Annotated in this window: 8 protein-coding genes; 4 read left to right on the forward strand and 4 right to left on the reverse strand. The window is 45.2% G+C overall.

Features of this window, described 5'->3' with window-relative positions; translation table 11 throughout:
• Nucleotides 1-68: 68 nt before the first annotated feature.
• Complete coding sequence (locus tag Q0991_RS12720) at nucleotides 69-536, reverse strand: aldo/keto reductase (protein WP_299489063.1); 468 nt, start codon at nucleotides 534-536, stop codon at nucleotides 69-71.
• 499 nt (nucleotides 537-1035) lie between these two features.
• Here Q0991_RS12720 and Q0991_RS12725 point away from each other — a divergent pair, with 499 nt between their 5' ends.
• The gene (locus Q0991_RS12725; protein ID WP_299489064.1) at nucleotides 1036-2631 is read left to right on the forward strand and encodes a mechanosensitive ion channel; all 1596 of its coding nucleotides are present in this window, start codon (nucleotides 1036-1038) and stop codon (nucleotides 2629-2631) included.
• A 93-nt stretch (nucleotides 2632-2724) separates the two neighbouring features.
• On the opposite strand, the gene asnS is transcribed toward Q0991_RS12725, so the two are convergent.
• The gene (gene asnS / locus Q0991_RS12730; protein ID WP_299489065.1) at nucleotides 2725-4116 is read right to left on the reverse strand and encodes an asparagine--tRNA ligase; all 1392 of its coding nucleotides are present in this window, start codon (nucleotides 4114-4116) and stop codon (nucleotides 2725-2727) included.
• Nucleotides 4117-4359: 243 nt separating this feature from the next.
• On the opposite strand from asnS, the gene Q0991_RS12735 reads away from it, so the two are divergent.
• The 3 genes from Q0991_RS12735 (at nucleotide 4360) to Q0991_RS12745 (ending at nucleotide 8026) form a co-directional block, all read left to right on the forward strand.
• The gene (locus Q0991_RS12735; protein WP_299489067.1) at nucleotides 4360-5817 is read left to right on the forward strand and encodes an SLBB domain-containing protein; all 1458 of its coding nucleotides are present in this window, start codon (nucleotides 4360-4362) and stop codon (nucleotides 5815-5817) included.
• A 261-nt stretch (nucleotides 5818-6078) separates the two neighbouring features.
• Complete coding sequence (glgA, locus tag Q0991_RS12740; RefSeq protein WP_299489068.1) at nucleotides 6079-7473, forward strand: glycogen synthase GlgA; 1395 nt, start codon at nucleotides 6079-6081, stop codon at nucleotides 7471-7473.
• A 304-nt stretch (nucleotides 7474-7777) separates the two neighbouring features.
• Nucleotides 7778-8026 (forward strand): RNA-binding protein, encoded by a 249-nt coding sequence (locus Q0991_RS12745; protein ID WP_299489069.1) that lies wholly within the window; start codon nucleotides 7778-7780, stop codon nucleotides 8024-8026.
• Between the two features lie 421 nt (nucleotides 8027-8447).
• On the opposite strand, the gene psbM is transcribed toward Q0991_RS12745, so the two are convergent.
• Nucleotides 8448-8552: a photosystem II reaction center protein PsbM gene (gene psbM, locus Q0991_RS12750; RefSeq protein ID WP_299406679.1), complete on the reverse strand. Its 105-nt coding sequence runs from the start codon at nucleotides 8550-8552 to the stop codon at nucleotides 8448-8450.
• A gap of 161 nt (nucleotides 8553-8713) precedes the next feature.
• The gene (locus Q0991_RS12755) at nucleotides 8714-9013 is read right to left on the reverse strand and encodes a 2Fe-2S iron-sulfur cluster-binding protein (RefSeq protein ID WP_299489071.1); all 300 of its coding nucleotides are present in this window, start codon (nucleotides 9011-9013) and stop codon (nucleotides 8714-8716) included.
• Nucleotides 9014-9579 lie beyond the last annotated feature (566 nt).

Raw genomic sequence — 9579 nt, forward strand, 5'->3', positions numbered from 1 at the left:
CTTGACCACGTTCTCGCTTTGACAATAGATGCATTGCATTAGACTGAAACTTATACTGCAAATACATCCTAGCAATCACTCCTTAAGAGAGCAGTGCCAATCATTCCCTGCTGAACCGCCTTTGCGAGTGCTCGAAATAAGGTCTCATAGCTCATCAAGAAGTTAACAGGCCAATGCACCTGATACAAATCAATCACCTCAACCTGCAACCGGTTCAAGCTATCTTGAATCGCCTGAAGAACGGCATCTTCGCCCAAACGCCAGGGAACTGGACCGTACTTAGTCGCCAAACTAACTGGATGCTGACAACCTTGGTAGAATTTGCCTAACAGTCGTTCAGATTCTCCCCATCCATAAATTTCAGCCGTATCAAACAAGGTAATACCAGACTGTACAGCAGATTGAAATGCATCCGCGACTTCAGCTTCACCATATTGATCGCCATACCCCAAAAAGATGCGATCGCCCCAAGCCCAAGTGCCAATACCAACAGCAGAGACAAGCGGTCCATTGGAGCCAAGTTGTTTAGTGATCATTAGTCAAACTTTCTTAATATTTCTACTTCTAGTGTAATAAAAACAGGGTTTTCCAGATCACTTTAAGGGCTTAGACAATAAGAATCCTAGGTCGTAAGTCTGATCCAGATTTAACTTTTTATTACTAATACTTATCTAACGGTAATGATTTAAGACTTTTTTATTTGCAAAAAAGAAATTAGCTATAAATGAGTGCAAAGTATACCTAATAAAGGCTTTAGACTAAAAACAGTCAAGTAAAAGAAAATAAGATCCAAAGGCTTTATTAAGACTTTATCGCTTCCGGCAATGAAGGCTTATGGTAAGTCTGAATAGTCTGTTATAAATAGTCAGCATTAGCAAACAAAATAGGTTTGCTTTGTACATAAAATGGCATAGCGAAAATTTTCTTGAACCAGGTTCCAAATGGTTCCCTCATTGCAGATATTGGACTTAGAGCTAGAAATCAATGGATGCCTTTACAAATAGAATGACAAATGTTTTGGTCACACCAGGTCACATGAGTGGCCTGATACTGGGGCAGGCGAGTCCTAATGAATCGCCGCCCGGCCAAGATCTTTTGACAGGAGTAACGTCTGAATTGGGGAAAGCGATTCCCAATTTGCTTGGGGCAGCCGCTTTTCTGATTATTGGTGTCATCGTCGCCTATTTCGTTAAGTGGTTTGTACAAGCCCTTCTCTCTAAAACGGATATCGATAACCGTATTGCCCGTTGGCTGTCCGGTACTGACGACTCACGCGCAGCGGCTAATGTCGAAAAACTGCTGGCTTCGATCGCGTTTTGGATCGTCATGCTATTTGCGGTGGTCGGTTTTTTGCAGTCATTGCAACTCACCACCATCTCTGACCCTCTGACAAACTTGCTGAATAAGGTTTTGGGGTATTTACCTCAAATCGGTGGTGCCATTGCCTTAATGGGGGTGGCGTGGGTTTTGGCAACAGTGGCCAAAATAGTTGTCGTTCGGATCCTTCAGTCTTTATCAATTGATGAGAGATTAAGTGCAGCAAGTGCCGACGATGCGAGTGGACAACAGCCGGTCTCCATTAGTGAAACTCTAGGCAGCACCATTTACTGGTTTATCTTTCTGCTGTTCCTGCTCCCAATTTTAGAAACCCTCAAACTGCAAGGACCATTGCAGCCTGTGCAGGCGATGGTTCAGGATATTTTGGCCGTTTTACCCAATGTGTTGGGCGCTGTTCTCATTGGGGTAGCTGGCTGGTTTGTGGCCCGTATCGTGCGTATGATTGTCACGAATTTGCTAACCGCGAGCGGAGCAGATCGCTGGGGTCAGCAATTGGGTCTAACGCAAGCCATTGGTGGGCAAAGCCTATCAACTTTAGCGGGTAGCGTTGTCTATGTCTTTATCCTGATTCCATTTGCAATCTCTGCTTTTCAAGCGTTAGGTATCGCCGCTATCTCTGAGCCTGCGGTTGAAATGCTGCGGGATGTTCTCAGAACCATTCCTCGCATCTTCACTGCTGCAGTTATTTTGGGAGTGGCTTACGTCCTTGGGAAAATTGTGGGCGACTTGGTTTCTGGTTTGCTCGCCAACTTTGGGTTCAACAATATTTTCCAAATTTTGGGACTACAAGCTGCCCAAGAACCCACGGATAGTGTTTCTGAAGACGGTCCACTTAATGCTTCTTCCGGTAAAACTCCCTCGGAAATTGCTGGGACAGTGGTTTTGGTTGGCATCATATTGGTCTTCTTGATTCCTGCGACTGATGTTCTGCAATTCCAACCTCTAACAGGTGTGATCACTGAGCTATTAAGGATCTTGGCTCAAGTGCTGGTGGGTGTATTAGTGTTTGGTATTGGACTATACCTAGCCAATATGACCTTTAATATTGTCTCCAGCTCTGGAGGGGGCCAGGCTCGAATGGTGGCTCAAGCTGCTCGGGTTGCCATTATTGCGTTAGTCTCGGCGATGGCGCTACAACAAATGGGCATTGCCACGAATATTGTCAATCTAGCCTTTGGTCTCTTACTCGGTGCCATTGCTGTGGCCCTAGCACTGGCATTTGGCTTTGGCGGTATGGACATTGCTGGAGAGCAAGTGCGTAAGTGGCTGAATAATTTTGAGTCCAGGCGCTAATGCGAAAGTCAGACATCCTTAATTTAGTCTTTCTTTAGCTTAAGAAAGCCACTCTAGATCAATCTAGAGTGGCTTTCTTTGTATCAACATTATCTAGAAATCTGCACTTAAAGGCGTCCGAGGGAACGGAATGACATCCCGAATGTTCGCCATTCCAGTCATAAACTGAACCAAACGTTCAAACCCTAGGCCGAAACCAGCATGAGGAACCGTACCATAGCGGCGGAGATCAAGATACCACCAATAATCTTCTAGAGACAGCCCTTGGGATACGATACGTTGTTCTAAAAGGTCAAGGCGCTCTTCCCGCTGGGATCCACCGATAATCTCACCAATTTTAGGGACCAGTACATCCATTGCGGCGACCGTTTTATCATCATCATTCATTCGCATATAAAAGGCTTTGATCTGCTTAGGGTAGTCCGTCACAATAACAGGCTTTTTGAACAGTTCTTCAGATAAATATCGTTCATGCTCTGACTGTAAATCCAGCCCCCACTCCACGGGGAACTCAAATTTACGACTGGCTTTTTCTAGTTGCTTGATCGCTGTGGTATAGGTAACCCGTTCAAATTCACTGTTGATGATTTGGTCGGCAGTCTCTAAAACAGATTGATCAATCCGCAGGTTAAAAAATGCCAAGTCTTCCGGGCAACTCTCTAGTACCGATTTAAAGACATGTTTGAGAAACGCCTCTGCCAAATCCATATCACCCTGCAAATTGCAGAACGCCACTTCTGGCTCCACCATCCAGAATTCTGCTAAGTGCCTGGAGGTATTGGAATTCTCAGCTCTAAAGGTAGGACCAAACGTATAAACATTGCAGAAGGAAGAGGCCATAATCTCCCCTTCCAACTGACCGCTGACGGTCAAATAAGTGGGTTTGCCAAAAAAATCTTGACTATAATCGACTGTTTGATCTTCAGCCAAGGGAACCTGCTGAAGATTAAGGCTGGTCACGGCTAATTGCTCTCCTGCGCCTTCACAATCACTGGCTGTAATGATGGGAGTGTGGATCCACATAAAGTCCCGTTCTTGGAAAAATTGATGAATAGCAGTGGCACAGGCATTGCGAACTCGGAAGACGGCCCCTAAGGTATTGGTGCGCGATCTCAAATGGGCAATTGTGCGTAAGAACTCAAAGGAATGTCGCTTCTTTTGCAGTGGATAGGTTTCCAGATCAGCCGTTCCCCAGACCTGGAGCATCGTTGCCCGCAGCTCAATGCGTTGATTTTTGCCTTGAGACGCCACAACTTCACCATGGATCGAAACAGAAGAACCGGTATTCAGTAACTTAAGCGTCTCCTCATACCCTGGTAAATCGGGATTGAGCACCACTTGCAACCCCTGTAAAGACGAGCCATCGTTGAGATCAACAAACGCAAAGTCCTTGAGTTCCCGTTTCGTGCGAATCCAACCTTGAACCTTAACGCTTTCGCCAGGTTGTCCATGGCGAATAAGCTCAACAATCCGTTTAATTTCCATGCAAAAATGCCGCTTTGCTTGTTACAAATACTATCTTCTGTATGTTGACATATGCTGGCTTAAGTCTAGGCAGACTCATCCTCTCAGACATTTGTTGACGCGTGAAATTGCCAGATCAATAGTCTTTATGCCAAATTAGTGACTATTAGAAACATACCTTGCCCAAAACCGTCTCGAAATGAACAATCGTTATATAATTGTTTTTCGATTTAGGTATAAAAATTAACTAGGGTTTAACTAACTATGATTCGCCCTCTGCCCTCTGTCACGCTAATGGCTATTTCAGCCTCCCTCACGCCAATATCAGTAGCAGCCCAGGTCTCCACTCCTCAGGTGCCTGAAACCACCAGCCCTGTGACCGTTGCCCAAACTACTGTATTGACGCCCGATAGCAAGAACCTAGTTAATCAGCAAGCCTACGTCCTAGGGCCAGGCGATGAAATTCAGCTCACCATGTTTGGTCAGCCCGACCTTTTCACCACAAACTACCGTGTTCTTGTCGACGGAACGGTTAGTCTACCTTTAATTGGTCGAGTACCAGTAGCTGGTCGCTCGATTGGTCAAGCGGAGCGGGAAATTTCACTCCGCTATACTCGCCTCTACAGACGGCCTTACGTCACCATGGTTTTGGTCAACGCTCGGGTCGTCACCCTCGCCGTCACGGGTGAAGTCAGACGCCCTGGCACTTATCCAGTTGAATCTCCAGGTCAGATCCCTACCGTGACCCAACTGATCCAGCTAGCAGGGGGAACTTCACAATCTGCTGATTTAAGCCAAATTCAAGTCCGCCGCCCGCAACTCAACGGTAGGGATCAATACATCACCGTTAATTTGATGAAGCTACTGCAAGAAGGGGATTTGAGTCAAAATTTGGAGCTGCGAGATAAAGACACTGTTATTATTCCGGCCTCCACTGAAGTCGATTTGGCCAACTCCTTACTCGTTAGCAATGCGAGTTTTTCAGCCGATCGATCGGAACCGATTAATATCGCCATTATTGGCGAAGTATATCGTCCTGGCCCTCATACGATTCGTCCTGGCAGTGCAGAAGTGGAAGAGGCCGGCACGCTGGGCAGTTCAAGAGCAACGACAACCGAACTGCCGACCGTTACCCAAGCTATTCAAACTGCTGGGGGTATTAAGCCCGAAGCAGATGTTCGCAAGGTTCGGGTCATCAGACGTCCCCACAATGGGACCCAACAGGAAATTGATGTCGATCTTTGGAAACTGCTTAAAGAGGGAGACCTTTCCCAAGATATTGCGCTTCAGGCTGGCGATACCGTCGTTGTGCCCAAAGCTGTTGGCTTGACAGCGGCTGAGATGACTGAACTGTCAACGATTAGCTTTGCACCTTCAACGATTGACGTGAATGTCGTTGGCGAAGTGAGAAGACCAGGAGTTGTCAAAATTCAACCCAATACGCCTCTCAACACAGCTGTCCTAGCGGCAGGGGGATTTGACAATAGTCGAGCCAATAAAAGTAAAGTCAAACTTATTCGCCTGAATCAAGATGGTACCGTCGTTGAAAGAGACATCAAAATTGATTTCAGTGAACCCGTGAACGAGGAAACGAACCCTGCCCTGCGGAACAATGATGTCGTTGTCATTGGTCGTTCTGGAATAACCAAGTTCGGTGATGGTCTCCGTAATGTCCTCTCCCCCATTACGAGTGGTTTTGGGTTATTTAGGATCCTGTTCTAAATCTTGGTTTGAGCAAACGTGCATAACCTGAGTTTCAGGCCAGCTGCAACCCTCACCTACGCGTAGGCTCTTACCTACGGCCCTTCGCACAAGCGCTCCAATCATGGGCTAAGCCCGACCTGAGGTTGCGGAGGTTAAGCCCCTCACCCCTTCAACAACGGCCCATCAACTATCATGCTGTTGTTGCGTTTTTGCCTGATAAACATCAAAGTGGGCACATGCCCGATATGATCATGGGCAACATTCATGGGATAGGTGAGTATGCGCATCCTCTTTGTTTCGGCAGAAGTTGCCCCATTTGCCAAAGTTGGCGGCATGGCAGATGTTGTTGGGGCACTTCCCGCTGTGCTTCGTCGTATGGGGCACGATGTCCGTATTTTTATGCCATACTACGGATTCCTACCGGATAAAATCACCATTCCTAAAACGCCCATTTGGTCAGGCTCCGCGATGTTTGAAGACTTTACGGTCTTTGAAACGACCTTACCCAAAAGTGATGTTCCACTTTATCTCCTTAAACATTCAACCTTTGCTCCACGGCATATTTACGGCGGAGACAATGAAGATTGGCGATTTACCTTTTTTGCCAATGGAGCAGCAGAATTCTGCTGGAATTATTGGAAACCTGAGATTGTTCATTGCCATGATTGGCATACGGGAATGATACCGGTCTGGATGCACCAATCTCCAGATATTTCTAGCGTCTTTACTATCCATAATCTGGGTTATCAAGGACCTTGGCGGGGGCGCTTAGAGCAAATGACGTGGTGCCCTTGGTATATGCAGGGGCACAACACCATGGCTGCGGCGGTTCAATATGCCGATCACGTCAATACCGTATCCCCTACCTATGCAGAACAGATTCAGACGCCAGCCTATGGGGAAACCTTAGAAGGATTAATGTCTTTTATCAGCGGCAAGCTAGTCGGTATTTTGAACGGGATTGATGTTCAATCCTTCAATCCTCAAACTGACACCTTGATTCCACAAAATTTTGCTGTTGATTCATTAGAGAAACGGGTAGCCAATAAAATCGCTTTACAGGAAGAACTGGGTTTAGAAGTAAACTCCAAGGTATTTTTAGTCAGCATGATTGCTCGTTTGGTTGAGCAAAAAGGCTTGGATCTGGTCATTCAAGTTTTAGATCGCTTTATGGCCTACACAGATGCCCAGTTTGTTTTATTGGGTACAGGCGATCGCTACTATGAAACCCAAATGTGGCAAATTGCTTCCCGATTCAAGGGACGGATGTCTACCCAATTGCTCTACAATCCTGGTTTATCAAGACGTGTGTATGCTGGAGCAGATGCTTTTCTAATGCCCAGTCGTTACGAACCGTGCGGAATTAGCCAAATGATCGCGATGCGGTATGGCTGTGTTCCCATCGTTCGTCGAACGGGAGGGTTGGTTGATACGGTGATGCATCATGTTCCTAATGAGCAACTTGGAACAGGCTATTGTTTTGATCGGTATGAGCCCCTCGACTTGTATACCTGTATGATTCGAGCGTGGGAAGGATACCATTACCAAACGGCTTGGCAAAAATTACAACAAAGAGGAATGCAGGCAGACTTTAGCTGGGATAAATCCGCTCAGGAATACAACAACATGTATTACAAAATCTTTGGAGTATCGCCTGCTGCTGAATCAGCGTAAAGCTTACATCGATTTAGTTTGCCAATGTGACACCAAAGACAGGATGACCGTCTGCTCTTATGAGACAATGCAATAGTAATAAGATACATGCGTTGAAAGCGGAGCTTAGGGAACATCAGCTCCAAAACTAAATTAAAATCAGTTATTCAAAGTTAGCCGATAGTTTTATTAGCTATGAGCTATGCTCATCTACTTCATGCTGAATCGACCACTAGAAAGTAACAATTTTTTAGCGTGAACGCTGTCCACCCCTAAGCCACCATTTGACCATTTGACCGTTCAATTCTAATCTCTGAGTTTTACTATGACCATTTATATTGGCAATTTGTCCTATCAAGCTACTGAGGATGATGTACGAGAAGTATTCACTGAATACGGTACGGTTAAGCGAGTAGTCCTTCCTGTTGATCGCGAAACTGGTAGAATGAGAGGGTTTGCATTTGTAGAAATGACCGAAGATAACGACGAAGAAACAGCCATTGCTGATCTAGATGGAGCAGAATGGATGGGGCGCCAATTAAAAGTCAATAAAGCCAAGCCGCGCGAACGGTAAATCTTTGTACACGGCTTGAATGGCAAAGAACATTATTTCTGCCCTTCCTCAACCTCAAGCAGCAAGTAATGGTTTTGTCTCGCACCATCCCGAATAGTAATTCCCAATATACAGAAAACCGCTTTTTTGTCCTAAACCCTGGAATAAAGCGGTTTTCTACTGTATGAACTTCGGCGTATGGTTATTAGTGAGCGATAGACGCTTGAATTTAGCTGACTAGGCTAAGTTTTCAAAGAGACGATGCTCCCGGCTATTTAAAAGTAAATTAAATAGGCAAAGAATTAACGTTGCCAAGCAGTATAAATGGAACCTGAAATCCAGCAACTACATGGATAGATGGTTTAGTAAGACTATGAGTACCCAGTTGGGAATGACTAGGTACTCAGTCTGTGTTTTCGAATTCGCTAACTAAAGCTCTTGACTAGCTTCCTCGACTCGCAGTTTGAGCATAGAGAAGAATCAAGAATACGCAAGGAACGAATACGAATAAAGCGGTGGCGATTGCACCTAAATCATTAACTGGCATAGGAATTAATCTCTATCTCATCTGGGCATTTATAAACTTTACAATACCATTTTTGCTAAGCTTCTTTGGAAAGATTTACCGATGCTTGCCAGGAGAACCCTTGCTTGGAAACAGGAGTAACGGCCTACTATCCGTTCTCTTGCACAAGCTTATCAGGTCGACTATAAGGGCTTGGTTTTGATGGAAGCAGGCCCTAAAACTAGCGTTTGACAGGCTAAACGGAACGTCTCAGGTTTTCGCTTAAGCTTGACGTTCTCCACGGGTGTGCGAGGAGAAAGGTTGTCCATACCCTCTACAACCTCAATAATGCATGTTCCACATTGTCCATACCCTCCACAGTTCATTAACTTCCCCTTAAATGTGTAGAGGTCAATTTTGCTATCCAGTGCAACAGAGCGCAGATCGTCCTCTTCAGTAACCTCTATCTCTTGATCTTCATTAACAAACCGAATGCGGGACATAGTGAGCGATATACCTTTTATCTGAATTTGTTTTAGCAAATGTTTACAGGTCAAGGGACGAGCAGAGCAAACTTAGCAATACCGAAATCTATTGACGCGCAACTTGATTCGACTGATGCACGAATTTCAAATCGTTAAGTTCTCTTGCATTGAGTCCCCTGTATAGTTACACTTCGTTATACACTTTATTGTTTCGTATAGTACATTAGGTTGCCCTCAATCATTCCGACTGAAAAATCAACTAGCCTTGGTTTCTTGGGTCTGAATGAGTTTTGCTTGTTTTAATAATAATCAGCATATTAGCTAGTGCAGTTGAATTCTCGTGACTTCAATGTCGACTTGGGTATGCCACGTAAGCACCAAGTATGATTCAATGAATCACAGTGGCAACAGCAATTGGCTTAAATTACTGAATTACTGCAATTGATACAAGAAGGGCTTCATAAACAGTTCGTTTGTGGGGTCTTATTAGGATCGGCCCATTAAGAAAATGCTGCAAGTAAAAGTATTGACGTTTTAAGAGGAGGAGCGTAGTCGATGGGACTACCCTGGTACCGAGTACATAC

The sequence above is a fragment of the Acaryochloris sp. IP29b_bin.137 genome (assembly GCF_028285745.1).
Taxonomy (GTDB): domain Bacteria; phylum Cyanobacteriota; class Cyanobacteriia; order Thermosynechococcales; family Thermosynechococcaceae; genus Acaryochloris.